The sequence below is a fragment of the Candidatus Saccharimonadales bacterium genome, assembly GCA_035457485.1.
Lineage (GTDB): Bacteria > Patescibacteriota > Saccharimonadia > Saccharimonadales > EFPC-124 > DATIBO01.
In genome coordinates, this window is the sequence record DATIBO010000006.1 from 834,817 (window position 1) to 858,274 (window position 23,458).

General features: G+C 44.4%; 24 protein-coding genes. 7 read left to right on the top strand and 17 right to left on the bottom strand.

The genetic code is table 11. The annotated features are described in order from the left end of the window. Positions 1-9 precede the first annotated feature (9 nt). From VLA77_04780 to frr, 9 genes are all read right to left on the bottom strand, one after another. Positions 10-1,209: a Glu/Leu/Phe/Val dehydrogenase gene (locus tag VLA77_04780; GenBank protein HSE29871.1), complete on the bottom strand. Its 1,200-nt coding sequence runs from the start codon at positions 1,207-1,209 to the stop codon at positions 10-12. A 53-nt stretch (positions 1,210-1,262) separates the two neighbouring features. Further along, entirely contained in the window at positions 1,263-3,011 is a 1,749-nt protein-coding gene (locus tag VLA77_04785) for a DUF2207 domain-containing protein (protein HSE29872.1), read from the bottom strand. A 160-nt stretch (positions 3,012-3,171) separates the two neighbouring features. Then, positions 3,172-4,452 carry a sodium:proton antiporter NhaD gene (gene nhaD / locus VLA77_04790; protein HSE29873.1) on the bottom strand — a complete coding sequence of 427 codons (1,281 nt, stop codon included), beginning with the start codon at positions 4,450-4,452 and terminating at the stop codon, positions 3,172-3,174. A 70-nt stretch (positions 4,453-4,522) separates the two neighbouring features. Next, positions 4,523-6,070: a lysine--tRNA ligase gene (locus VLA77_04795; GenBank protein HSE29874.1), complete on the bottom strand. Its 1,548-nt coding sequence runs from the start codon at positions 6,068-6,070 to the stop codon at positions 4,523-4,525. 89 nt (positions 6,071-6,159) lie between these two features. Next, positions 6,160-6,618 carry a transcription elongation factor GreA gene (gene greA / locus VLA77_04800; protein HSE29875.1) on the bottom strand — a complete coding sequence of 153 codons (459 nt, stop codon included), beginning with the start codon at positions 6,616-6,618 and terminating at the stop codon, positions 6,160-6,162. A 135-nt stretch (positions 6,619-6,753) separates the two neighbouring features. After that, entirely contained in the window at positions 6,754-8,175 is a 1,422-nt protein-coding gene (proS, locus tag VLA77_04805; protein HSE29876.1) for a proline--tRNA ligase, read from the bottom strand. 113 nt (positions 8,176-8,288) lie between these two features. Next, positions 8,289-9,014 carry a type II CAAX endopeptidase family protein gene (locus VLA77_04810; GenBank protein ID HSE29877.1) on the bottom strand — a complete coding sequence of 242 codons (726 nt, stop codon included), beginning with the start codon at positions 9,012-9,014 and terminating at the stop codon, positions 8,289-8,291. Then, positions 8,995-10,077: a M50 family metallopeptidase gene (locus VLA77_04815; protein HSE29878.1), complete on the bottom strand. Its 1,083-nt coding sequence runs from the start codon at positions 10,075-10,077 to the stop codon at positions 8,995-8,997. The genes VLA77_04810 and VLA77_04815 overlap by 20 nt, the downstream gene beginning before the upstream one ends. 76 nt (positions 10,078-10,153) lie before the next feature. Then, on the bottom strand, positions 10,154-10,708 hold the full coding sequence (gene frr, locus VLA77_04820; GenBank protein ID HSE29879.1) for a ribosome recycling factor: 555 nt from the start codon (positions 10,706-10,708) through the stop codon (positions 10,154-10,156). 65 nt (positions 10,709-10,773) lie between these two features. Between frr and VLA77_04825 the strand changes: the two genes are divergently transcribed. Beyond that, the gene (locus VLA77_04825; protein ID HSE29880.1) at positions 10,774-11,271 is read left to right on the top strand and encodes a hypothetical protein; all 498 of its coding nucleotides are present in this window, start codon (positions 10,774-10,776) and stop codon (positions 11,269-11,271) included. A gap of 89 nt (positions 11,272-11,360) precedes the next feature. On the opposite strand, the gene VLA77_04830 is transcribed toward VLA77_04825, so the two are convergent. Together VLA77_04830 and rpsB are read right to left on the bottom strand one after the other, a co-directional pair. After that, positions 11,361-11,960, bottom strand: a complete 600-nt coding sequence (locus tag VLA77_04830; protein HSE29881.1) for a translation elongation factor Ts — start codon at positions 11,958-11,960, stop codon at positions 11,361-11,363. A gap of 1 nt (position 11,961) precedes the next feature. Next, the gene (gene rpsB / locus VLA77_04835) at positions 11,962-12,678 is read right to left on the bottom strand and encodes a 30S ribosomal protein S2 (GenBank protein HSE29882.1); all 717 of its coding nucleotides are present in this window, start codon (positions 12,676-12,678) and stop codon (positions 11,962-11,964) included. Between the two features lie 184 nt (positions 12,679-12,862). On the opposite strand from rpsB, the gene VLA77_04840 reads away from it, so the two are divergent. The 5 genes from VLA77_04840 (at position 12,863) to prmC (ending at position 16,818) form a co-directional block, all read left to right on the top strand. Then, on the top strand, positions 12,863-13,393 hold the full coding sequence (locus VLA77_04840; GenBank protein HSE29883.1) for a hypothetical protein: 531 nt from the start codon (positions 12,863-12,865) through the stop codon (positions 13,391-13,393). A gap of 102 nt (positions 13,394-13,495) precedes the next feature. Then, positions 13,496-14,545, top strand: a complete 1,050-nt coding sequence (locus VLA77_04845; GenBank protein ID HSE29884.1) for a DUF475 domain-containing protein — start codon at positions 13,496-13,498, stop codon at positions 14,543-14,545. Between the two features lie 35 nt (positions 14,546-14,580). Beyond that, a complete protein-coding gene (locus VLA77_04850) occupies positions 14,581-14,913 on the top strand; it encodes a type B 50S ribosomal protein L31 (GenBank protein HSE29885.1) in 333 nt (110 codons plus the stop codon). A gap of 32 nt (positions 14,914-14,945) precedes the next feature. Further along, positions 14,946-16,019 (top strand): peptide chain release factor 1, encoded by a 1,074-nt coding sequence (prfA, locus tag VLA77_04855; GenBank protein HSE29886.1) that lies wholly within the window; start codon positions 14,946-14,948, stop codon positions 16,017-16,019. After that, positions 15,979-16,818 (top strand): peptide chain release factor N(5)-glutamine methyltransferase, encoded by an 840-nt coding sequence (prmC, locus tag VLA77_04860; GenBank protein ID HSE29887.1) that lies wholly within the window; start codon positions 15,979-15,981, stop codon positions 16,816-16,818. Before prfA ends, prmC begins: the two co-directional genes overlap by 41 nt. Here the strand turns inward: prmC and VLA77_04865 are convergent. The 4 genes from VLA77_04865 to VLA77_04880 are packed head-to-tail and all read right to left on the bottom strand — an operon-like array spanning position 16,815 to position 20,998. After that, entirely contained in the window at positions 16,815-17,396 is a 582-nt protein-coding gene (locus VLA77_04865) for an NUDIX domain-containing protein (protein HSE29888.1), read from the bottom strand. The two genes, prmC and VLA77_04865, sit on opposite strands and share 4 nt — an antisense overlap. After that, positions 17,393-18,541 carry a trypsin-like peptidase domain-containing protein gene (locus VLA77_04870; GenBank protein ID HSE29889.1) on the bottom strand — a complete coding sequence of 383 codons (1,149 nt, stop codon included), beginning with the start codon at positions 18,539-18,541 and terminating at the stop codon, positions 17,393-17,395. The genes VLA77_04865 and VLA77_04870 overlap by 4 nt, the downstream gene beginning before the upstream one ends. A gap of 1 nt (position 18,542) precedes the next feature. Next, the gene (locus tag VLA77_04875; GenBank protein ID HSE29890.1) at positions 18,543-19,310 is read right to left on the bottom strand and encodes a hypothetical protein; all 768 of its coding nucleotides are present in this window, start codon (positions 19,308-19,310) and stop codon (positions 18,543-18,545) included. A gap of 38 nt (positions 19,311-19,348) precedes the next feature. After that, positions 19,349-20,998 carry an LCP family protein gene (locus VLA77_04880; GenBank protein HSE29891.1) on the bottom strand — a complete coding sequence of 550 codons (1,650 nt, stop codon included), beginning with the start codon at positions 20,996-20,998 and terminating at the stop codon, positions 19,349-19,351. Positions 20,999-21,146: 148 nt separating this feature from the next. Here VLA77_04880 and lepB point away from each other — a divergent pair, with 148 nt between their 5' ends. Next, on the top strand, positions 21,147-21,800 hold the full coding sequence (gene lepB, locus VLA77_04885) for a signal peptidase I (protein ID HSE29892.1): 654 nt from the start codon (positions 21,147-21,149) through the stop codon (positions 21,798-21,800). On the opposite strand, the gene VLA77_04890 is transcribed toward lepB, so the two are convergent. Together VLA77_04890 and VLA77_04895 are read right to left on the bottom strand one after the other, a co-directional pair. Beyond that, positions 21,797-22,678 (bottom strand): ParB/RepB/Spo0J family partition protein, encoded by an 882-nt coding sequence (locus VLA77_04890; GenBank protein ID HSE29893.1) that lies wholly within the window; start codon positions 22,676-22,678, stop codon positions 21,797-21,799. The genes lepB and VLA77_04890 overlap by 4 nt on opposite strands. Next, on the bottom strand, positions 22,665-23,429 hold the full coding sequence (locus tag VLA77_04895) for a ParA family protein (GenBank protein HSE29894.1): 765 nt from the start codon (positions 23,427-23,429) through the stop codon (positions 22,665-22,667). The genes VLA77_04890 and VLA77_04895 overlap by 14 nt, the downstream gene beginning before the upstream one ends. Between the last annotated feature and the right edge of the window lie 29 nt (positions 23,430-23,458).

A 23,458-nucleotide genomic window follows, 5' to 3' on the forward strand; every position in this document is an offset into this window, starting at 1 on the left:
GCACACCAACTAGTCAAGCAATTTTTTTAACGCAATTTCAAACGCCGCTTGCTTTAAACTGACATTATTTTTACTGGCGTATCTTATAGTCTTTTGAGTAGCTGCCGAAATGACTTCATCTAATTTTTGGTTAACTGATAGCTCCGTCCAAGTCTCGCCAGCCAGGTTTTGCTGCCATTCCAAGCAAGACACAGTAACGCCACCAGCATTTGCAATTACATCTGGCAAAATTACCTTTTTACGCTCAATTAAGGTGTCCTCAGCCTGCTTGCTAATCGGGCCATTTGCAAGTTCAACGATAAAATCTGCCCTAACTTTATCGACATTCTCTTTTGTAACTGCATCCTCAAGCGCGGCCAAAACCAAGATATCGGCTTGCACACCGATAATCTCGCTGCTTGGTAAAATCTTGGCATTTTTTAAATCATCTAAATCTTCTGGCTGCGGTATGCTTTTTTGACGACCCTCAACATTTATGCCATCGGAATTAACCCATGTGTTTTTACTGTTTGCTATAGCAATAAGTTTTAAATTTGGCGCGACTTTCTTGATCGATTCCGCAAAAAAATAGCCCACATTCCCAAAGCCTTGCAAGGCGACCGTTAGCGGCGAGTTTAGCAAATTCTTGCTCTTTAAAAATTCACGCAGGCTTATCGCACCACCCAAGCCAGTAGCGGCTTCGCGCCCTTCGCTGCCCCCGTACTTAGTTGATTTACCCGTAAAACTTGCCGCATCTTTTTTGCCGATGGTTTTCTCAAACTCATCTACCATCCAGTCTATGATTTGCGCATTAGTATTAACATCTGGCGCCGGAACATCTTTGTCCGATCCTATATGTGGCGCCAAGTGCCGGGCATAAGCTCGCGATAATTCTTCGATTTCATCTGCGCTCAGAGTCTTAGGGTCAACAACAACCCCGCCCTTGCCTCCGCCAAGCGGCAGTCCAACTGCGGCGGTTTTTAAACTCATTAAAGTTGCGAGTGCGCGAACTTCATCTAAGTTTACCTGTTTATGAAACCTGACTCCGCCCTTGAACGGCCCCAACTTATTACTATGCTGCACTCTATAGGCTGTAAATTTTTTGCCATTTTTAAGTTCAATTTCAAAAATATGCTCAGCTTCGGCCTCCAGCAACGCCTGAATTTTTTGTTCGCTGTACCCCAAGCGAGTCGCGGCCTCACGAATATTTTGCTGAGCGGTTTCTAACATAACTCTCCTTTTGCTGAACTAATAGTACTCCGATTTTGCTGCGAAACAAACAATTACCAGCCCCCTCCGCCGCCACCTCCACCACCGCCGCCCGAGAACCCACCCGAGCCGCCGCTGCCGCCAGAACTCGGAGGCGCGAAACTCGCAGCGCTCGCCGACTCGAAGCTCGAAAGTGTACTTGCAAAAACCACCGAGTTAAACGTCGTTGATCCACTATACCAGCTCGGCTCCTGTTCATATAAGTGCGCCAGTTGTTTTGCCCATTCCTTTTCAATCCCAAATAACATTGCGTATGGCAGTAGTCGTTCGTAAAGTTTTACTAATTGCTTTTTATCGTCAACGTTTACTTTTTCGGTTAAAGTTCCTTGGGGACTTTGCAAAACTTTAATTCGCTCTGCTTCGGCCAGTTGCATGTACATTTTTAAGCCGAGCAAATGATCACGTTTTTCAACACCCAACGCAGTGCGTGCCGGCATCGTACCACTAGCAATCATTACAATAAGTCCCGCCAAAATTAATCCGATAGTCCATGGAACAAACACAAAACCCACGACCATCAGCATAGCTCCGACCACAATATACGGTGTTTTTGCCTTTTCAGGCGCGACCCTAAAGTAGCCTTTTGTCGCCAAGTTAGAATTTATATCTTTGCCAAGCTTTTGAACTTTAGTCGCCAAAGTTTTACTAATACTACCAAGCTTTACTTTGTCGCCTTTGCGCGGATTCTGACTACCAAAAATCAAACTTAAAACCTCGCGCTCCTCTTTTGCGAGCTCACCATCTCTGTTGTATTCAATCTCGTAGTCTGTCTTGTGCCCAATCAGCTTATTCTCTTTGATTTCGTAGATTTTTATAAAATGGCGAACTGCAAGATCAATAATTTGCGCTGAGATAGCCTTTGATTCAAATCTTTCAGTTAAAAGTGCGTTGGACTCCAAAACCGTAATATTCTTTGGCGGCAAATACTCCGGCACAATAATGCCTCTTCCCTTGGGGTCTCGACCGTAACGACGCCAATTGCGTACTACTATAATTAGTGCTATAACCGGCGGAAGAACAACCACTGCCGCGATTGCAACCCACCTTAGAACAACTTTGGCACTTGGCTTATAAGCTACAAACGCATCAGAATTGAACAGCAGCGCAAAGGTTAGAGTTTGGCCAGCATCAAGAGCTGTATCACTCTTTACTGTAATGGTTTTACCACTTAAAGAGTCGTTCGTTGTTATATCGCAAAACTGATTGGTTTCTCCAAAACTACCAGTAAAACAAAATTTTTGGTCTTGCAGCTTAGCGGCAAGCTCAGGCGTTAAATGAACCCGAGCCTCAACATTAGTCATTTGCTGCTGCCATTGATCGCCGTTGACATCCCAATATAACTCATCATGGTCATCTAAGTTTAGGGTAACTCCACGCATTAGATAACTAATTTTGTAGATCTGCTCTCCATGCACATATGTATCTGCCTCACCGATTTGCAAAACCAAATTACCATTTTCACTGTATGTCTCGTAGGGTACGTTCTGATCTTGCGCATTTTTAACGCTAATAATGCTAAGCTCTAGCCCATGGCCATCGTACGATTCAGGTATAGCTCGCAAAATTCCGTGATTTTGGTTAAAGTTTGGAAAAATCGCCGTGATCCGCTCTTCTACCCTGAGTTCCGACACAGCTTCTTTGTCAGAGCTTAAATAATAGTCGGCCTCGAACCTCGGTATTTTAAAATCTTGAACGTTTGCCGCAAAAACCCCTTGTGGCAAAGTTAATAAAATCACAAAGACTAGAGTAACGAGCTTTCTCATTGATCTAACTTTAACTAATTACAATTTTATAAACCAAGCCGCCTATAACCGCCAGACTTGACGACGCGAGTAAAAAGTAGATCCCCGTACGCCGCAACAAAGATATCCAACCTCGAGAACTATGTTCAGAAGAATGGTATCTCATTCTTCTTTAACTATATCACATATTAACTATGCGATCCTGAATAATCCAAACTATAATTGCCACAGCGAGGCCTGCCATGGCCGGCAAAGATCCGATTTTTAAATACGTTTTTACATCGAGCTGTTTTAGACTACCCATTGCAACAACGCCAGCCGCGCTAGCAAAAATGAGCAGCGAGCCTCCCGTACCAGTTGTAATTGCTATCAAACCCCAAAGTGACGGATCTGTAATCGGAAATACTTGTAAAGAAATTGCCATAAGTGCCGAGTTATCAACTATCCCCGATGCCAGTCCAAGCACTGACCCTAAGAACACTATCCATTCGTGGCTTGGATTTGCGCCTACGGCAATACTCGACAAGTAAGATAGCACTCCTATAGACGTCAGTGCTCCAACGCTCAGCAAAATACCCATGATAAAAGTTAACGACGAAATATCAATCGATTGAATGATTTTTTCGATATTTGCAGACATGTGGCTTTCGCGTTTTGTAAACTTAGACTTCGCGAGCTCGATCAAGGCCCAAGTTATACCCAGGCCAAATAGTCGCCCAATAAACGCCTGTACCCCGATCGAGTTAAAAGCCAATGGCAAAATAAAGCTTATTAGCGCTGAGCCAATAATAACTTTCTCACTTAAACCAAGAGTAACTTTTTCATCTTTGTCGTGTTCAATAAAATCGGCAGGACTAAGCTGGCGATATAGTAAAAATCCGGCCGTTGCCACAAGTGCTGCAGTAGGAATAAATGCAGTAGATATCAGCTGCCATGCGGTAACTTTACCGCTAATCCACAAAAGTAACGACGTAACATCGCCAATTGGTGACCAGGCTCCACCACCGTTTGCCGCGATTACAACTGCTGCGGCTGCAATAAGTAAGTTTTTGCCCTGAAAGAACTTACGCGCCACCAGAATCATCGAGATAGTTAAACTAATGTTATCCAAAAAGCCGGACAGGAAAAAGGTCATTGCCATCATTAAAATGAACTGACCCTTATCGTCAAGGTGAAGCTTCATTAGCTGCATTCTTATCCAGTCAAAGAATCTGTAGTGCGCTAGTATTTCGATCAACGCCATTGATGCAAGCGAGAACGCAACTACGCCTAAAACATCGACTGCGTTATGAGTTACAACCTCATCGAAGTGTTCGCCACCTTGAATTGCTGCAAGTAGCCATAAAATACCTGCCATTATCAGCGCTATGGCTGACTTATGAGTATTAAATCTCTGCTCAAGTGCAATCAAAAAATATCCAGAGCAAAAAACTAAAGCGGCTAGCGCGCCAATTAAATCCATGAGAGAATTCCTTTAAACTAAAAGTAACAATACTCCTAGTTGGGTACTCATGCAATACGTATTGTAATTATTACCTCATACCGTCAGCAACGTCTTTGGTAAAATCAATGTCGCTATAGATCGCTTTTGTAACTTCATCGGTTTCGCGGCGCAACTGAGGAAAAATCACACCTTCACGTGCCGTCACACCCTCTAACATCCAAAACAAACGTTCACTATTTCCGTACCCGCAGGCTGGCGGCATGGCATATTCAAGCGCCTCAACATAATCTATATCCATCATCATTGCTTCAGCGTCGCCGGCATCGCGCATCTGTTGTTGCTCTTTAAAGCGATCCAACTGATCGATTGGATCGTTAAGCTCGGTGTATGCCTTGCAAACTTCTGTGCCACCCAAAATTAAGTTAAACTGCTCAGTAAGCTCGGGGTGTTTAGGCTGGGTCTTAGCCAAAGGCTGCAAAAAGGTTGGGATATCCACCAAAAAAGCTGGACCCGGCAAAGTTACGCGAACTTTCTTCCACAGCTTGTCAATTCCACGCGATCGATTTTCGGTCTTTTCAACTTCGATTTTATGTTTTTTAAGCTGTTCTTTAACTTCATCCAGAGTTGAACTAAATACATCTAGACCGTAATGATCCTTAATGATCTGTACAAAACTAATACGCGGCCAATCCTCGCCATCCAGACCCAAATCAACCTCCTGGCCGTTTGCAAGCTTAAACTGTCGCTTTCCCCAAGTTTCGTCAGCGACTTTTCGTACCATCGCCTCTGTTAGTTTCATGCCCATCTGCCAATCGGCGTAGGCCCAATACCACTCCATTGCAATGTGTTCTGGTAAATGTTCGTCGCTATAGTTTTCATTGCGAAAGCGCGGCCCGATATCAAAAACTTTTTCGTAACCGCCAACCAGTAAACGCTTAAGCGGTAGTTCGTGACTAATGCGTAGATAAAATTCTTGGTCGAGCGCTTGCATATGCGTTACAAACGGATTAGCATCAGCACCACCGGTTGTGTTCTCGAGCACGGGAATATTAATTTCTACAAAACCTTCGCTCAACAAAAAGTTACGCGTGGACTGCCAAAAAGCACTACGACGCAAAAATCGCTCGTACACATCCTGGTTAACATTAGTATCAACGTAGCGACGTCGCAAGCGTTCTTCTTTGTTAGTAAAACCCTCATTGGCGTTTGGTAACGGACGCAATGCTTTTGTAAGCAAGCGTAAAGATTCGACTTCTACCGAGATCTCGCCGGTTTTAGTTTTGCCGACATAGCCAGTGGCCTCGATAAAATCACCAGTGTCCAAAAGTGGCAACTGATCCATACCGAGCTGACTATTTTGGGCATCTAACGGTTTAATTTTAGTGGCACTTAAAAACAGCTGCAATGTTCCCGAAGCGTCTTTGGCAACTATAAACGCGATTTTGCCAAACTTACGTATATTCAAAATCCTACCCACAACAGTAACTTTTTTACCTTCAAGCTCGGTAAAATTATCTGTAATCAAGCCAAGCTCATGAGTACGACCGGCATGAGCAGGGTAAGGATTTACGCCGAGCTTTTTTAAGTCTTCAAGTTTGCGTATACGTTCGTCGCGAAAATCTTTTAGAGTTGCCATATTTACTTCACCTTTTTGATTATTATATCTGTTCCAACAAAAAACCGCCACTTGGTTTTAAAGAGTGGCGGTTTTTTCGGTCGGATAGATTATCCAATAGCTACGATACTATAACTTACCTCGCCACTCGGCGTTTTTATGCTGGCTTTGTCGCCCACTTTTTTACCCAATAATGCCTGGCCAATTGGAGATTCGTCGCTAATTTTGCCTGCTAGCGGGTCAGCTTCAACAGATCCAACAACTGTATACTCAACTTTTTTACCGCTATCGTGTTTAAGCGTAACTTTGCTTCCAACGCCGACAGTGCTGCTTGTACGAGCTTTAATTATGCTTGCGTTTTGCAAAATATCTTCGATTTCAGCAATCCGGCCTTCTAGTTGACCTTGTTCGTTACGTGCTTCGGCATATTCAGCATTTTCACTCAAATCACCGTAGTCACGTGCATCGGCAATTTTTTGTGCAACTTCACCGCGACGAGCCTTAAGCTCTTCAAGCTCTTTTTCTAAATCTAACTTACCAGCAGCCGTTATCTGATAGGCTTTCTTCATATTACTCTCTTTCCTAAATTGTCTCTTTAAAGATAATTGAAACCGGCTATCCTGGCCTGCGCCGCTTTTCAATCAACTTGACCAGTATAGCAACCTAGTTTTTTTGTTGCAAGTTCTTACCTACAGGGTACACATCTAGTAAGATTGCGCAAAAACCCATTTAGTTTTACTCGGTTCGCCTGTGTAAAAGTCGGTTCCCTCGCCTTCGCCGATCATACAGCGACTCGACGCCTTGGTTTCTTCTTTGATTTTAGCTTCAATTTCTTTATTGTCGTTCCAATAGACTTCAATAAAGCCTTTGTCTTCTTGAGTCATAAGCTGTTTGAACTCTTCGTAATTTTTAGCAACTCTAGTTCGTTGCTCTACCAAAGTTTTTGCACCTTTAAGCATATTCTTTTGAATATCGTCTAAGCGGGATTCAACAGATTGAACGAATTCTTCAACTGTTATCGTCTCTTTTTTGCCGTCCCATCGACGAACAACGGTAACCTGATTGTTTTCAAGTTCGCGCTTGCCGACTTCTATACGAATCGGTACACCTTTAACTTCCCATTTATTAATCTTAAACCCTAGGCGCTCGTCGTCGCGATCATCAACTTTTACCCTAAGACCTTTAGATTTAAGAGATTTCTCAAGGTTCCTGGAAAAATCAACCAGCTCATCATTTGCAATCACAGGCAAAATAACAATCTGGATCGGCGCAAGTTTAGGAGGTAGTCGTAATCCGTTGTCGTCTCCATGAGCCAAAATCAAACCACCGATTGATCTAGTGGAAAGCCCCCAGCTAGTCTGCCAAACATATGCCTGTTCGCCGTCTTTGTTCTGAAAACTAATATCAAAGGCTTTGGCAAAGTTCTGGCCTAAATCATGCGACGTACAGCTTTGGAGTGCTTTACCGCTTGGCATAAGATGCTCAAGAGTTAAAGTGTCGTCAGCGCCCGCAAACCGCTCTGATGTAGATTTATGACCCTGATATCCGTAAAGTGCAAAATAATCTTCGTAAATTTGTTTATAAACGCCCAGCGCCCATTTTTGAGTTTCTATTGCCTCGCTGTGAGTCGCATGAGCTGTGTGGCCTTCTTGCCATAAAAACTCGCTAGTGCGCAAAAAGGGCATAGTACGTTTTTCCCAACGCACCACGTTACACCACTGGTTAAACAGAATCGGCAAATCACGCCAAGACTGCACCCACTTGCTAAATGAATCGTTGATAATTGTTTCGCTGGTTGGGCGAACCACTAAAGGCTCTTCGAGTTTTTCACCGCCGCCATGCGTTACGACCGCAAGCTCCGGCGAAAAACCTTCAACGTGATTCTTTTCTTTTTCCAAGAAAGACATTGGAATAAACAATGGAAAATATCCGTTTTCCACGCCGTGCTCCTTGAACTTTTCGTCTAAGGCTTTTTGGGCAAGCTCCCAAATCGCGTATCCGTAAGGCTTAATGATCATCGATCCCTTACTTGGACCGTAATCAGCTAAGTCGGCTAGTTGAATTAGCGTTGTATACCAGTCCGAAAGATCACCAGTTTTTTTAGGAAGTAATTTTTTTTCACTCATATAAGTTCCAAGATTAAGTTGTAAAAGCTAGTTTAAAACAAATTTACCGGCAAGCCGGAATCTGGGGTTTGTAGCTTAAAACAAATTTCATATCTGTCAACATAATACCACACCTAGCTAACCTTAAAAACAAACAACAGCAAAAAAGCTACTGAGTTTTTAAATACATGCAAAAATATAGATGGCCACAGACTGCCGCTTTTTTCGCGGATGAAACAACTGATCATACTCATTACGAAAACATCTATAGCCACATTTAGTTGCCAGTGTGCTGCTGCAAAAAAAACACTCACCAAGACGGCAGCAAACCAAAATGGCAGTTTGTTGCGAAAACCCGTAAAAATTAGGCCTCTAAATAAAAACTCTTCGGCGAATGGCGTTAAAATTACCAATACAAAAAATGTCAGTAGATATTCAGCACCGACCAAATTCGCAAATCCAACATCTTGGGATTCCTCCATGTTGATCGGAAAAAGCAAGCTCATCACGCCCAAAAACAAAATCGAAAGCGGCATGTAGGCTAAAAATGCCAAGCCAGCGGTCTTTAGGTATTTGAGGTTAAAATCACTAAAACCGATCGCTTTAAAATCTAATTTATAGAACTTTAGAACTGCTGCGACGCCAGCTATAAGCAAGAGTTCATAAATAAGCGCAGCAATGAAGTTTTTAAAGTTACCGCTAATGTCTAGCTGCGTGACTAAAGGGGCGATAAATGCCAGTACTACGGCTGGGGCCGTAAAAATCAACACTCCCCAAAAAAGTGCACCGGCAATTCCCAGCTTTCGCTGTTTTGGACTTGACGCAACGTCTTGTGATTTTTTAGAAGAATCGTCTAACATCTACAACTGTCACAACCACAATTAAAACCATCAGGAATATAAATCCGCCTGCCTGAAAAGCTTCTTCTCGCTCTTTGGTAAGTGGTTTATTTAACGCTTTAAAAACTAAAGTCACAAACAACCGACCACCGTCTAGTGCAGGTATTGGCAGCGCGTTCATAACAGCAAGTGTTAGCGAAATTACTCCTATTAAGAATAGCACTGGAACTATACCTGACTCGCTACTATCTTTTAGGATGCCGAAAATTCCAACCGGGCCCGCCACGCTTGCACCAGCTGTAGCAAAATCGGCTTTAAATAAGCTTTTTACTACATCAAACAAACCCTTTATTGTTTCGTAGGTAAACTGAACGGTTACCCCTACGCCGACAATTGGCGCCGACCAAGTAGATCGCTGCGCAGTTTGCGTAGTTGGGGCAACACCCAAATAACCTTGATCTGTTTTTTCGGCATTAAGTGTGGCTTCCGTTTCATTTATTTGGCCTTTGCGCTCATAAACAATTGGAACGGTTTGGCCAGCGCTAGCCTTTGTTAAATCTGTAAGCTGAGCTTCGGACGTAACAGTTTGGCCGGCGACACTTTTAATAATGTCACCCGATTGCAGGCCCGCCTTTGCCGCCGGCGAATCGTCCAATACCGCTACTTTTACATCAGAACTAACTACTACGGTGTCTGACGGGATTGTAAACTGATTTGGAAAAACTTTAGGAAGACCAACCAACGCCAAAATAGTGAAGATAAACACTGCAACAAGCCAGTTTATCGCAACTCCGGCAAGCAGAATTTTGGTTTTCGCCCATAGAGTTGCGCCGCCGTACGTGCCATCGCCACTAGCTGCGTCATGTTCACCTTTTAACTTTACAAAGCCGCCGATCGGCAGCCAGTTAATGCTAAAAAGAACGCCATTTTTAAGCTTTTTAGCGAATGCTCGGGGTGGAAAACCAATCCCGAATTCTTCTACCTCGACACCGTTACGTTTAGCGGCAATAGCATGGCCAAGCTCGTGTACGATAATAAGCCCCACGAATAAAATCAAACCAAAAATAAGTAATGCAATTTCCATTACAGCAATTATAACTGCTGGGAGCCAAAAACAAAACAGTTAGCAAGGTTGTCCTGGCGGCCGGCTTTTAACCGTCCTAAATTGTCATAATTTCTTGCTCTTTGGCCTTCGCAAGAGTATCTAACTTAGTTTGCGCGCTAGCCATGGCTGCGTCGAGGGATTTTTCCGCTCGTTTGACATCATCTTCGGACATTGCTTTGGCGTCTTTTTGTGCTTTCGCGTCTTTTAGCGCATCATGACGAACGTTGCGCATAGCCACGCGGCAATCTTCGACTTTTTCGCCAAGCTGTTTAACAATTTGCTGGCGACGCTCGGTGGTAAGCGGCGGCACGTTTACACGCACTACTCGCCCGTCATCCGACGGATTAAAGCCAAGACTCTGGTCGTCGCGAATGGCTTTAACGACAGCTTGTAAATTCGCCATGTCAAATGGCGAGATCTGCAAAAGTTGTGGTTCTGGCACTGTTATGGTCGCCACCTGGATGAGCGGCATTTTTGCGCCGTAGGCTTCTACCATGATGCCATCAAGCATTCCAGGGTTAGCGCGGCCAGTGCGGATTTTTTTAATCTCGTCTTCAAAATGCAACAAAGCTAGTTGCAAGCGTTCTTCGTATTTTTTAGTATCAAACATAATTTTATAATAACAGAAGTAAAACTTTTTGGCATGCGAAACCCCCTGAGGGGCTCCTGCATCTCGTGAATTCAGGCCCATCATGGGGGTTTGTGTTGGTACTTTGTTCAGATCTTCTTCGGGTTGGCGGTTGCGACCCAGGCGATCATCGCCAGCAGGCTGTGCACGATGGCGTAGCCGGTGGTGATGCTCACGACCTGCGCCACGTTGAGGTAGCCGTCGATCGTGAACGCGAAGGCCAGGATGTTGATACCGACCGTTGCGAAGAAAAGGTTGATCACGTTGATCAGGAAGTCGTCTCGGGTGAAGACCCGCTTGGACGTGCTTCCGATGAGCTCCTGGGGCAGAGCGCGCATAGTAGCGCGGTACGCAAAGAAGCCGGCGCTGAGAATCCCGAAGACGGCCAGCAGGAACGCCATGCCACTCATCTGAGGAGCATCGACGCCGAATGCCGGGTCGTTACCGAAGGGGTTCGTCGCGAGAACGTTCATGATCACTCCAAAGTACGTGGTTCTGCCGATTGGCAGGCCGTCTTTTTGGACGGTAATGTAATAATAACATAAGTAGTTTAAAAAGTCAATGTTAGAGCTTATGCTTAAATATAGAAATAACCCCTGTTAGGGGGGTTATTTCTTAGGTATTTTTAAGCGTCTTATTCGCTTACACCAAGTTCAAATCGCGCCATGCGGCGCACAACGATATTTTCACCTAATTTCGAGATATGACTTTTTACTAAGTCGCCAACTTTTTCGTCTGGGTTTTTGATGAATGGTTGTTCCATTAAGCAAAGTTCGCCAAAGTGTTTGGTGATCATGCCTTCAACAATTTTTGGAACCATTGCCTCTGGCTTGCCTTCGTTTTTCACTTTTTCAGTAAATTCAGCAGCTTTTGCTTCGCGAACGTCGGCCGGAACGTCTTCGATGTTAACGTAAAGTGGCGCGCTTGCCGCAATATGCATTGCAAGGTCGTGCACCAAGTTTTTAAAGTCGTCAGTGCGAGCCACAAAGTCGGTTTCGCAGTTAACTTCTACTAAAACGCCAATTCGGCCACTGTGAACATAGCTTTCTACCAAACCTTGGCTAGCTTCACGTTCGCCGCGCTTTTCGGCTTTGGTCAAGCCTTTTTTGCGCATTTCGCTCAATGCCTTGTCAAAGTCGCCATCAGCGTCGACCAAAGCTTGTTTTGCATCGGTTAAACCAACGCCGGTTAAATCTTTAAGTCGTTTTACTTCATCTAAAGATACGTTTGCCATTTTATTCACCCTTCTTATCAGAGCTCTTGCGCCCGGCGATGCCTTCTTCAACAGCTTGTTTTACGTAGTCAACAATTAACTGAATACCTTTAATTGCATCGTCGTTTGCAGGAATAACGTAGTCAATCAAGTCTGGGTTTGCATTACTGTCAACAATAGCAACAACAGGGATATCTAGACGACGAGCTTCTTTGATCGCGTTTTCTTCGACGACAACATCTACAACAAACATTGCACCTGGGCGACCATTAAGCTCTTTAATACCGCCGTACTTAAAGTTTAAACTGTCAATTTCCTCTTGGAAGCGCTGAACTTCTAGCTTGTTATAACGACCAGCAAGTTCGCCCGCCGCCATTTTGGTTTCAAGCTGCTTCAAATGCTTGATGCGTTCGTTAACAGTTTTAGTGTTAGTAAGCATTCCGCCCATCCAACGCTCGGTGATGTAAGGCATCTTGGTTTCAAGCGCAGCTTGTTTAACAATATCGCGAGCTTGGCGCTTTGTGCTTACAAATAAAATTTGCTTGCCTTCGGCTGCTGTTTTGGTCAAAAACGGAAGAGCTTTTTCTAGACCTTCAACAGTTTTTGTTAAATCAATAATGTGGCTTCCAGCTCGTTTGCTGTGAATGTATTTGGCCATTTTTGGGTGCCAACGGCTTGTTTTGTGACCAAAATGCGCGCCAGACGCGAGCAAGGCCTTAATATCTACTGATACTGCCATGATTAATCCTTTATCTTTGTTTGTGCGCTGCCCTTATGGGAGGATTTTTACACAAACTGTTTCATTAAAATTTGTTACAGATGTATTCTATCAAACTTAATCTGTTGTGTCCAGTATACGCATGTATTGTGTAGTTAACCAAGTTGTGGTATAAATTTGTAGCCTACAACGGAAGGAGAAGATCGTGACTGAGACCGACCCACAGTCCGACTCGGCGATCTACCGAAGGCAAGGAAGCCTCGTCGCCGGTCTGCTGATGGACACCCTGAGGCGAGAACTCAGTGGACTGTCCAGAAGGAACGGCACTCACGAACTTCTGAGCTCAGTACTGGACCATCGTCGAATCGGCGACATGGTTCGCGAACTGTCTCAGACCATCCCCCCGGATCTCGGTGCAATCGTTCGCGAAACCTCGCTGGGGCTCGACGAAGAGTCCCCGATTCCGAGGATCGTGGACGCCGATCAGGCACTCTCCAACATCAGCACCAAGCTCGAAGTCACGCAGCAACTCGTTCGGATCTTCCGAATCCTTCGGACGATCTACGCGGCAACACTCGTGCAGGATCACTCGGTCGAGGGCTGTGCTGCTCTCGCCTGCGTGACCTATGGTCGCATCCTGGAGGTCGTCGACCTGAGGGAGGCAACCTTCGAGAGCGCACTCACGCTGCGCAAGGACGTGATCCGAGCACTTCAGGTCACAACGCTTGAGAGCTGACAGCCCGCGAAAAAGCCCACGGAAGCCAAGATAACATCTGGCTCCGGCCGCGGCTTCCGCGGGCTTTTTCTATGGCCGCAAACTGGTATATAGTATTAGCCTATGAACATAAAAGAACTCTTAAAAATCTACTGGTTTGCAATAACCGCAACTGCAGTAATCTGGATACTATCTTTCGCGTTTGGAGGCTGGCAAGCGCTTTTTACTGTAATAGTGCTAACTTTACTCGAAACCACATTTAGCGCCGACAACGCCGTTGTTAACAGCAAAATTATCGTCACGCTATCGCCGTTTTGGCAAAAACTTTTTATGACGGTTGGTATTTTTATCGCCGTGTTTGTGGTGCGATTCTTTGCGCCAATTTTAATAGTTATGGCAACTGCCGGCTTAGGTTTGACCGAAGTTATAAACTTAGCAATCAACGACACTCATGCCTATGAAATCGAGTTAGCAAAAGCCGAACCAATGATCAGCGCCTTCGGCGGTACGTTCTTAATTATGATCGCACTAAGCTACTTTATTGATTACGAAAAAAAGACCCACTGGTTAGGCTTTTTGGAAAAGCTCCTGGGTCGCCTGGGCCGCTTCGACAACATCACTACTTTTGTAATGCTACTTTCTGCTATAGCAATTTACTTTACAGTTGGTGCCGAACATCAGGCGGCGGTTTTAATCGCATCTGTAATGGCGATTGCCCTACATATTGGGCTGGAACTTTTGAGCGCTACGTTCGAAAACACTCGTAAAAAATCACTCGACATCAAGCATAAAGTCGGTGCCGCAGCATTTGCAACTTTCTTGTATCTCGAAGTCTTAGACGCTTCGTTTTCATTAGATGGCGTAATCGGCGCATTTGCCCTAACAAGCAGTATTCTATTGATCATGCTAGGCCTGGGCGCTGGCGCAGTTTGGGTGCGCGCAATGACCATACATTTGGTAAAAGCGAAAACCCTCAGCAAATACATATTTCTTGAGCACGGTGCACACTGGGCAATCGCTTTCTTGGGCCTAATTATGCTGCTAAAGCTCTATCATATTGAACTTTCGGAGTGGTTTGTTGGAAGCTTAGGCTTAGCGTTCATCGCTATAGCGATTTGGTGGAGCAAACGACACAGCAAACGTGTTGCGAGCAATTTAAAACCAAACCTTTGACATTTACAGATCAAACAGATATAATACTGGTAATTATGAAAAAAGAACTACACCCTAACGACTACCGTCCTGTTGTTGTGCAGGACCCAAGCGCAAATTTTGCGTTTTTAACTAAATCTACCGCTAAAACCGATAAAACCATCAAATGGGAAGACGGCAACGAATACCCATTGCTAGAAGTCTACATCAGTAGCGCTTCTCACCCGTTCTTTACCGGCAAAGAATCTTTGATCGACACCGAGGGTCGTGTTGACCGCTTTAAGGCTCGTGCCGAAGCTGCTGCTGCTCGCCGCGAGGCTCTTGCAAGCAAAGCTAAAAAAACTGTTGCACGCGCAGCTAAAAAAGCCGAAGAATCCGAAACTAAGTAACTTCAGGCTGACAACAATTTGGGGGTGAGTTAATGGGAAAAATAAATCTTAATTTAGATCATTTACAAGCCGAAAAGACTCAACTTACGGATTTTTTGTCGCGTCCTGACGCATTTAGCGATCCCGAGTACGCCAAAAAAACTCGTCGTTTAAACGAACTCGACGAAATCATTGAGCTTGGCTTGCGGCAAGAGCAAGTTAGCAAACAACTTGCCGAAGCAATTGAACTAGCGCGCGGCGATGACGAGTTAGCAGAGCTTGCAAAAGAAGAAGTTCCGGCACTAGAAAAAGAATACGAAGACCTAGACAATAAACTTTTTGAGCGCCTAACTCCCAAAGATCCAAATGATGAAAAGAACGTAATTGTAGAAATTCGGGCTGGCGCAGGTGGCGACGAAGCCAGTTTATTTGCGGCCGAAGTTTTTAGAATGTATCAACGCTTTGCAGAGCGACGAGGCCTTAAAACCGAACTCATAAACGAAAGTTCATCAGAAGCCGGTGGCTTTAAAGAGGTAACTTTTGCGGTTAAGGGCGCCGACGTTTACAGTACACTTAAATTCGAGTCTGGCGTTCACCGCGTGCAGCGCGTGCCGGCAACCGAAAGTCAAGGTCGGATCCACACTAGCACAATCACTGTAGCTGTATTGCCCGAAGCCGAAGAAGCCGACGTACAGATCAATCCTAACGACTTGCGTATTGATGTATTCCGATCGGGCGGTAATGGTGGTCAAAGTGTTAACACAACTGATAGTGCCGTGCGCATCACACACTTGCCTACTGGTTTAGTTGTAATTTGCCAAGACGAAAAATCGCAGCTTAAAAACAAAGATAAAGCGATGAACGTTTTGCGAAGTCGTTTGCTTGCCAAAAAAATCGAAGAAGAACAAGCCAAACTAACAGCAGAACGCCGCAGCTTAATCGGTTCTGGCGATCGATCAGAGAAAATCCGCACCTATAACTTCCCTCAAGATCGTATTACCGACCACCGAATTGGTTTTAGCCGCAGTAATATTCCCGGCGCCTTAAACGGCGATATCGACGATTTAATCGAGAATCTACAAGCTTATGAGCGAGAACTCAAAGCCCACGCTGCTGAACAAGCTTAAACAAGCTCAGTCTAAGCTTGAACAGGCGAACATTGCAACTGCTCGCCTAGATACTTTGGTTTTGGCAGAGTTTATTTTGAATAAAAATCGCGCCTGGATCTTAGCAAACCCTAATTTTGAGGTCAATGCGAAAATGTCGCAAAAATTCGATGAGCTCATAAAACTGCGCTCGCACAACATTCCGATTGCCTATTTAACAGGTAAAAAGGAGTTTTATGGCCGAGATTTTATTGTTACACCAGATGTGTTGATCCCTCGTCCCGAAACCGAAATGCTAATTGAAATCGCCAAAAAAACACTCAAAACTGGCATCCTTTTAGACGTAGGTACTGGCAGTGGCGCCATCGCTGTGACTTTGGCGTGCGAAACAGCCTTACGAATTGAAGCCTGCGACATTAGTGAGGCCGCCCTTGAGATTGCTCAGAAAAACAGCAAATTAATTAGTGAGCAGACTGATCAAGAAAATACTCACCAGCATGAGATCAAATTTTTCAAATCTGATCTACTTTCGAACACAAATCGAACTTACGATATGATAATTGCCAATTTACCTTATGTCGACAAGTCTTGGCAGACTTCGCCCGAAACCGATTTTGAACCACAGTCAGCACTTTTTGCCGACGATTTCGGCTTGAAATTGATAAAAAAACTACTAGATCAAGCACCGACGCGGCTTAGTAAAAGCGGCTACGTCTTGCTCGAAGCTGATCCGAGACAGCACAAACTTATTAGCAAATATTCAGACAAATTTAGAACACTAGAGCAGAAAGATTTTGCGCTTCTTTTGCAAAAAATTTAAACTTTATTATCAACAAATTCTGGTAGTTCTAACAGGCCTTTAACCGAGCCAGCGCGCTCGAGCAATTGTTTAAAGTCGCTTCTTGCCTTAGGGTCTTCGCCTAATTTGAGGGCTTCGTCAAAATCGCACTGTTTTATTACGATCTTTTCGCCGGCATGGACTTCTGGACTGCCTTGGGTCTCAACTTCCCAAGCCACGAATGTATAAACAAACCAATCTATTTTTGATTGCGGCTGCACAACATCTACAAGCTTCCAGTTTTTTAAAACCAAACCCGTCTCCTCACGAACTTCACGCTGAGCAGATTGTAACTCGGTTTCGGAATCAACATCGTGCCTCCCGCCTGGTAAATCAAAAAACTCGTGGCCACCGGGCTGTTCTTCTTGCAAAACTATGACTTTTTCATTCTGCACAACAAAAACTTTGGTTGTATCGGGGCGCTTTAAGCGTTCGAAAACCTGAGTTGAACCATCGAACATCTCTTGATCCCACTGATACACATCAAAAATCTTACCTTTAAAAACTAATTTGGCTTTATCAGGGATTATCTGCGCATTTTGCGGAATCACAGTTCTCATCTTGGATACTCCTCTAAAACCACGGTCATTTTTTGCGCCACATTATCTCGGATTACTGTTAACTCAACCGAGGCACCCGCGGAAAATTGCGAAAGCAAACTAGCCAGCCCACGATCTTCTCTCACCTGCTGTCCGCTCACGTCTGTAATAATATCGCCAGTTTTAAGCCCGGCTTTTTCTGCTGGACTCCCAACCACAACCGAGGGCTCACCGTTACCGCCATCTATCAAAATAGCACCTTTTGTAATGTTTACACCAAATTCCCGGGCATTGTCGGAGTTCAAAGCGACATAACGAACCCCTAGGTACGGTTTAATAATTCGGCCCTGCTCAAGCATAGATTTTATAATAGCCTTAGCATCGTTAATTGGAATTGCAAAACCCATACCTTCGGCACCTTCGGATATGGCCGTATTAACTCCAATAACTTCACCTTTTAAGTTAACCAGCGGGCCACCGGAATTTCCAGGATTAATAGCTGCATCCGTCTGAATTAAATTTTCCAGTTTTTCCGCCGAACCAAGTTCACCTACAGCCTCGATCGGCCTACCGATACCCGAAATAATTCCGCTAGTGACAGTGTTGCGGAATTCACCCAATGCATTTCCAACCGCAATCGCCTTTTGGCCTGGTTGTACGTCGCCCGAATCTCCTAACTCAGCCGGCGATAAGTTATCTACGCCAGCAATCTTCAAAAATGCCAAATCATTCAATGGATCACGACCAACAACCTGAGCATCGTACTGAGTTCCGTCATCCATTACGATCTTAGCAGTATCGGTCCCCTCTGGAACAACGTGTTTATTAGTTAAAATATAACCGTCTTTACTAATTACAATTCCGCTGCCCGCACCCTCACTCACATAAGGTTCGTAAAAACCATCGGCGCTTACTTGCTGCGTTATTATAGCCACGGTACTTGGACTTACCTTTTTAAAAATCTCGGCAACAACTTCACCTTCTTGTAAAACAATAGTTTCGCGGTTGCTCTCTATTGAGCGCGAAGCATCAAAATTAACTAGACCCGTTGCGCTAAAAGCCCAAGCACCCAAAAAGCTTGCCACGAAACAAAGTGTGACAATGCCGACAACATGCCAGCGCTTTTTATTTAGATCATTCTTAACAGGCTTTTGCTGTTCTGTCATACTACAGGCTTGCGTCCCAAGGTGTAAAAATTAAAATTATCGCTAAAAGTGCGGTGGTGAATAAAATGGTGCCGCGCAAAAGGCCTTTATTTAAGGTTTCGTGTTTATGCATATGATAAATACGCGCACCCGAAAAACCTAAAACGAGCATAATGATCGCGATTTGTGGAATCTGGATCGCCACGATTCCTATTCCATACGCAACGGTCCAGTAAAAAAGTAACCAACCGAGTTGAGCCGTAACCAATCCCCAAATTGAGGACCAAAGCTCTAGATAAGGCTCTTCGTAATTGCTTATTACATGGCGCGCTACAACGTAGCCGACGATCCAACAGCCTAGAATTATCACGATTTCTGGCATTACCGTAGAAAAGCTAAACAGCACAACCAAGCCAACAAACTGAGCTATGCCCGCCTGCAACATGTTACCGTGCGTCGATGAAAGCGGCTTAACAATAAGCTGCCACAGCATATAAAGTGCAGTAATAAATAATTGCAGTGCTAAATTATCGCCGGCCAGGTAAATTAAACCAACCGCGCCCACGCCAACAATAATGTCTACCATGTTTGACTTTAAGTTAGCCCACCAAAAACGCGGGCGCAAAGCCAAAATTCGCCATTTGCTAAGCAGAACTACAACAAGAGCAAGATACGGTGGATCAAACGCCCGAACCAAAAGTAACACAACAACGGGCAACAGGGCGTTAAACGTTGCGTATACAATTTCGCTCAACTGGGTGCGCGAAGCTTTTGTGCGTAGAAAATCCATCACAATACCCCTATTATACACATTTTACACGCCGCATACTATTGGGCTGGCTCAGGTTGAGTACCAACTACAACCACAAAGTCGGCGTATGATGTAACTCCAGCTGGAGCACCATCTTTGACGGTTACACCAAATATGGATTCAAGTTTTTTGCGAGTACCTGGCATTTTGCCGCCGCTTAAATCATAGACCTGAATAGACTCGGTATTTAGTGCCGCTGGAGCATTACCGATAACATTAACAAGCAAATTGTTTGCCTTAATGTCGTTGGCCTTAACTTGAGCTACACCAGCTTGCTCAGATGCATTCAAAACATCAATTGCAGCTTTTTCTAAGCTAGCAAAGTCTCCAGTAGCATACGCCATTATCGCTGCATGGAATCCGCTGTAGTTATAGAGACCTGCAGCCGGCTGAACGATGCTTTGTCCATCTGCATTACCGGTTATAACGAGTGGGCCATCTGGGTTATTTAACACTAACGACAAGATATTAGACGGGTTAGTTTCTTGGCCAAGTTTTACCAAGGTCTTAATCTCTTCAGCATCAAAGTTCGTGCGAACATTGTTACCCAGTGTTTCTAACAATTGACCAACTGCAACTGGGTTCGATAAAGTTCCTGCGCTCACTGCTTTCTCAAGTAGTGCAACTAGGATCTTGCGCTGATAACCTTCGCGATCAAAGTTGGCTTGCGGTAAACCATAAGTGTCGCCGCTTGCCCCACGTGCGCGCGCCAAATAAAGTGCTTGTTTACCGTTCAAGTTTGCCGGACCGTTAGGATATTTTACGTTATAGCATGTATATAATCCGTTTGGACAATCCCAGTCAAAGTTGCGATCCATAATTCCGCGTGAATCTTTGCTGTCGATTTGTACAGTAACTCCCCCAACCGCGTCGACAGCTTCACGCAAAACTGTGTAGTTAATGTGAGCAGCATACTGAACGTCCAACCCAAATACTTCGCCAATTTTTGCGCGCACCGCTTCTTGCGCAACAGCTTCGTCACCGGTTTCACCGTAAACACAACTGTAGAGAGCGTTAATTTTGCCTCGGTAGCCTGCTGGACAAGCACGGCCATACTCTACATACAAGTCACGTGGAATACTAACCAAAAAAGCTTCTTTCTTTTTCTGGTCTGCGCTAATTAGCATCATCGAATCTGTTAAATCGGCACCGTCATGACCGGGATCGTCCTCTGACGTACCAAACACGATAACGTTTGTTCGGCCATTTTGGTCCATTTTAAGCTCTTTTGGTGGTGCAAAAACTGCATTGACCAAGTTACCTTGGAATACTTTACTGCCGGTAGCAAAAAATTTATAAGCAAAGTAACCGCCAATTAACAAAGCAATAATCAATAAGCCTAGCAAGGTCCACTTAATTGTTTTTTTAACTGGCCACTTACGCTTGCTCTTAACTTTTTTATCTTTGCCTTTTTTGGCATCTTTTGAATCTTCAATGTTAAGTTCGTTCAAATTCAAGTTACCTTTATGATCAACGTCGCCGGCAGAGATAATAGACCGACTTTCGTCGCCCACTGTATCAACTTTTTTGTTTACTCTTGAAGGATCAATTAAAAACTGATCAGGCAGTCGCTGACTATCAAGAGTAGGTCGCCCTGGTTGGCTGCCAGCAGCCCTAGGACGAATTACAAAACCATCTGTATTTGGAACTTTCGAATTATGTTTCATGGACACTCCGCAAGCAATCGCCCAAGCGCGATCTCACCCTTTCTAGACATGCTAGAATTTTGCTGCGTTAGTAAAAACTATAGCGTTTTTATCCACGCAAGTAAAGTGCGATAGACTTTTAATCCCCGCTTAAGTTATGATTAGTTTCATGGATCCAAACAGACATAGCGAATATCACCACATGAATTCCAGTGATATTAAAAAAAATATTGCCAGCAAAAACAAAACCGAGCGCCTAAAAAGCATTATTTCTTCTTTGCTTTTTATTTTTGGCGTAATCGCAACGGCTTTTATAATTAATCAAACAATTTTTCATTCTTACTACGTAGTTGGAACGAGCATGGTGCCGACTCTACAGAACAACGATTGGCTAATTATCGAAAAGGTTGATAGAAGTTTGAGCTTTTTACAAGGTAAGCCATATATTCCGGAGCGCGGTCAAATCGTAGTGCTCGACAGTTCAATCGTAGGATCTAACGGCAAAGAAGAGCAGCTGATCAAGCGTGCAATTGGCTTACCAGGTGACACAGTTATAGTGGAAAACGGCACCGTTACAATTAAGAACGCTCAAAATCCGCAAGGTTTTAATGTAGACGAAAAACTCGGTCTTAATCTAGATCCGACCTACAGCGAAGGTACAATTATAGCCGAGGTTGGCGAAAACGAAGTTTTTGTACTTGGTGATAATAGAGGTAGAAACGGATCTTATGATTCTAGAGCCTTTGGGCCAATAAAATCTAACAATCTGCAAGGCCGTCTATGGGCACGACTCTTGCCGATTAACAAATCTGGTATTTTTTAGTTAAGCAGTAAACCGGTAATCCGATTCAGGTCATCGTCGTTTTTAAACTGAATTATAAGACGGCCGCCTTTTGCCATATGTTTAACAGAAACGTCGGCGCTGATTCGCTGGCTCAAACGCTGAGTTTCAACCGTCTCTGTTTTAACTTTTTCGCGCGCGGTCTGACGATCTTTGGCGCCTTCTTTGTAGCCAATTACAAACTGCTCAGCCTTACGAACCGACCAACCATTGCGTAAAATTAGATCAAGCAACTCTTTTTGAACCTCGGGCTCTTTTATGGCTAAAATCTGGCGGGCGTGCCCCTCACTAATTTCACCTTCAATCAGAGCCTTTTTAGCCTCTTTGGGTAACGCCAGCAAACGCATAATATTACTAATCGTACTAACAGCCTTACCACCTACGTGCTGGCCGATTTCCTCGTAGCTCATGTTAAACTGCTGGTGAAGTTTTAGATATGCTGTTGCAGTTTCAAGCGGATTAAGATCTTGGCGCTGCAAGTTTTCAATCAAAGCTAGCTCGAGCTTTTGCTGATCATTCATGTCGCGCACAATTGCAGGAATTTCTTCTAGTCCAGCCATTTGGCTAGCCCGCCACCTGCGCTCACCCGCCACCAACTCGTATCCGCCACCTTTTGGCGTAACTACAATCGGCTGCATCACGCCGTGCTGCTGGATTGAATTCGATAATTCCTCGAGAGCGACTGGGTCAAAGTGCCTTCGCGGCTGCAGTTTATTAGGCTCGATATCCAAAATTCTTAACGTTCTTAAATCGCTAATCTTTTCGTCTTGCTCTGACGTTGGGTCAAATTCATCATCTAAAAGTTGAGTTGGAATAAGTGAATCAAACCCTCTACCTAATCCTTTTTTACTTCGCGACACGACTTACAACCTCCTTTGCCAACGCCTTGTATGCACGCGCACCCTTGCTCCAGCGATCGTAAGCGCCAACTGGCAAGCCATGGCTCGGAGCTTCAGCTAAGCGCACATTGCGCGGAATAACTGTGTTAAATACTTTCCCTGGGAAATGCTTCATTACCTCAGCGTGAACCTGAGTGGAAAGTGTCGTTCGACTATTCATCATTGTTACGACAACACCTAAAAGCTCTAGGTCTTTGTTCATTCCTTTGCGTACGAGCTGCATAGTTTCAAGCAGCTGGCCTAAACCTTCGAGCGCATAAAATTCCGCCTGAACCGGTAACAGAATATAGTTTGCAGCAATTAACGCATTAACTGTCAGTAAGCTTAGGCTTGGTGGGCAATCAATAATTACAAAATCGTAAGAGTTATGTTCGAGTGCAGCCTTTAGACGACTAAATTTATGCTCACTTTTTGCAAGTTCGACCTCGGCATTAGCGAGTTGGGGCATGGTTGGTAGCAAGTGCAGTCGCTTGTGGCGCGTGGGCACAATACATTCGGTGATGTTACGATTATTTAAGATCGAATCTATAACAGTGTACTTAAGTTCCCGCTTTTCAATCCCGAGCCCACTTGTGGCGTTACCCTGAGGATCAAAATCCACTAGCAAAACATTGTGCCCAGCCTTAGCCATATAATAAGCAACGTTAACAGCGGTAGTTGTTTTGCCAACCCCACCTTTTTGATTTGTAACGGCAATAATTTTACCTGGCATTGTTTGCTATAACCCTCTCTCGAACTAGA

Coding starts and splice junctions, on each gene's coding strand:
- VLA77_04895 (HSE29894.1), bottom strand. CDS start 23,429: ATGCCAGGTAAAATTATTGCCGTTACAAATCAAAAAGGTGGGGTTGGC.
- prmC (HSE29887.1), top strand. CDS start 15,979: ATGAGCGAGAACTCAAAGCCCACGCTGCTGAACAAGCTTAAACAAGCT.
- VLA77_04850 (HSE29885.1), top strand. CDS start 14,581: ATGAAAAAAGAACTACACCCTAACGACTACCGTCCTGTTGTTGTGCAG.
- VLA77_04785 (HSE29872.1), bottom strand. CDS start 3,011: ATGAGAAAGCTCGTTACTCTAGTCTTTGTGATTTTATTAACTTTGCCA.
- prfA (HSE29886.1), top strand. CDS start 14,946: ATGGGAAAAATAAATCTTAATTTAGATCATTTACAAGCCGAAAAGACT.
- VLA77_04880 (HSE29891.1), bottom strand. CDS start 20,998: ATGAAACATAATTCGAAAGTTCCAAATACAGATGGTTTTGTAATTCGT.
- proS (HSE29876.1), bottom strand. CDS start 8,175: ATGAGTGAAAAAAAATTACTTCCTAAAAAAACTGGTGATCTTTCGGAC.
- VLA77_04865 (HSE29888.1), bottom strand. CDS start 17,396: ATGAGAACTGTGATTCCGCAAAATGCGCAGATAATCCCTGATAAAGCC.
- lepB (HSE29892.1), top strand. CDS start 21,147: ATGGATCCAAACAGACATAGCGAATATCACCACATGAATTCCAGTGAT.
- VLA77_04875 (HSE29890.1), bottom strand. CDS start 19,310: ATGGATTTTCTACGCACAAAAGCTTCGCGCACCCAGTTGAGCGAAATT.
- VLA77_04830 (HSE29881.1), bottom strand. CDS start 11,960: ATGGCAAACGTATCTTTAGATGAAGTAAAACGACTTAAAGATTTAACC.
- VLA77_04810 (HSE29877.1), bottom strand. CDS start 9,014: ATGTTAGACGATTCTTCTAAAAAATCACAAGACGTTGCGTCAAGTCCA.
- VLA77_04870 (HSE29889.1), bottom strand. CDS start 18,541: ATGACAGAACAGCAAAAGCCTGTTAAGAATGATCTAAATAAAAAGCGC.
- rpsB (HSE29882.1), bottom strand. CDS start 12,678: ATGGCAGTATCAGTAGATATTAAGGCCTTGCTCGCGTCTGGCGCGCAT.
- VLA77_04795 (HSE29874.1), bottom strand. CDS start 6,070: ATGGCAACTCTAAAAGATTTTCGCGACGAACGTATACGCAAACTTGAA.
- VLA77_04780 (HSE29871.1), bottom strand. CDS start 1,209: ATGTTAGAAACCGCTCAGCAAAATATTCGTGAGGCCGCGACTCGCTTG.
- VLA77_04815 (HSE29878.1), bottom strand. CDS start 10,077: ATGGAAATTGCATTACTTATTTTTGGTTTGATTTTATTCGTGGGGCTT.
- frr (HSE29879.1), bottom strand. CDS start 10,708: ATGTTTGATACTAAAAAATACGAAGAACGCTTGCAACTAGCTTTGTTG.
- greA (HSE29875.1), bottom strand. CDS start 6,618: ATGAAGAAAGCCTATCAGATAACGGCTGCTGGTAAGTTAGATTTAGAA.
- VLA77_04845 (HSE29884.1), top strand. CDS start 13,496: ATGAACATAAAAGAACTCTTAAAAATCTACTGGTTTGCAATAACCGCA.
- nhaD (HSE29873.1), bottom strand. CDS start 4,452: ATGGATTTAATTGGCGCGCTAGCCGCTTTAGTTTTTTGCTCTGGATAT.